The sequence below is a fragment of the Micromonospora endophytica genome (genome assembly GCF_003236305.1).
Lineage (GTDB): Bacteria > Actinomycetota > Actinomycetes > Mycobacteriales > Micromonosporaceae > Micromonospora > Micromonospora endophytica.
This window is the reverse complement of record NZ_POTX01000480.1, coordinates 1-1,124: the sequence shown is the minus strand read 5'-3', so window position 1 is coordinate 1,124 and position 1,124 is coordinate 1. Positions and strand designations below refer to the sequence as shown.

1 protein-coding gene is annotated in these 1,124 nt (G+C 72.8%); it reads left to right on the top strand.

Going from position 1 to position 1,124, the window contains the following annotated elements:
- Positions 1-2: 2 nt before the first annotated feature.
- Positions 3-1,124, top strand: a 1,122-nt coding sequence (gene xseA, locus C1I93_RS30630; protein ID WP_111246702.1) for an exodeoxyribonuclease VII large subunit, incomplete at its 3' end; no start/stop codon positions are given.

The window sequence follows — 1,124 nt, the reverse complement described above, 5'->3', positions numbered from 1 at the left end:
GTGTGGGGCAGGAGGCCGGAGCGGGCGGGAAGAGCAGCTCCGAGGAGCCGTGGCCGGTACGGGTGGTCAGCCAGAAGATCGGCGCCTGGGTGGCCCGGCTGGGCTGGGTCTGGATCGACGGGCAGGTGGCGCAGATCAGTCGTCGGCCGGGGGCGAGCACCGTCTTCCTGACCCTGCGTGACCCGTCGGCCGATCTGAGCCTCACCGTCACCACCAACCGGGATGTACTCGACTCCGGTGCCCCCGAGCTGCGCGAGGGTGCCCGCGTGGTGCTGCACGCCAAGCCCGAGTTCTACGCCGCGCGGGGGACCCTCAGCCTGCGCGCCGACGAGATCCGTCAGGTCGGTCTCGGTGAGCTGCTGGCCCGGCTGGAGAAGTTGAAGAAGCTGCTCGCCGCCGAGGGACTCTTCGATCGGGCCCGCAAGCGCCGGCCGCCGTTCCTGCCGCAGCGGATCGGGCTGGTCACCGGCCGGGCCAGTGCCGCCGAACGGGACGTGTTGACGAATGCCCGCCGCCGCTGGCCGGCGGTGGAGTTCCGGACCGTGAACGTGGCCGTGCAGGGCGCCGGCGCGGTGCAGCAGATCGTGGACGCGCTCAAGGTGCTCGACGCCGACCCGAGCATCGATGTGATCATCCTGGCCCGGGGCGGGGGCGGCATCGAAGACCTGCTGCCCTTCTCCGACGAGGCGCTGTGCCGGGCCGTGTTCGCCTGCCGTACGCCGGTGGTCAGCGCGATCGGCCACGAGACGGACACCCCGCTCGTCGACTACGTGGCCGACGTACGGGCGTCGACGCCCACCGACGCCGCCAAGCGGGTCGTACCGGACCTGACGGAGGAGCTGCGCCTGATCAACCAGGCTCGGCACCGACTGCACCGGGCCGTGCACAACCTGGTCGACCGCGAGTCACACCGGATCGAGGCGCTGCGATCGCGGCCGGTGCTGGCCCGTCCACAGGTGATGGTCGAGCAGCGGGCCGGCGAGCTGACCGCCCTGCGCCAGCGGGCCGAGCGGTGCCTGACCCACCGCCTCGGCTCCGCCGAGGAGGACCTGCGGCACACGGTGGCCCGGCTCCGCGCGCTCTCCCCCGCCGCCACCCTCGACCGGGGTTACGCCATCGTGCAG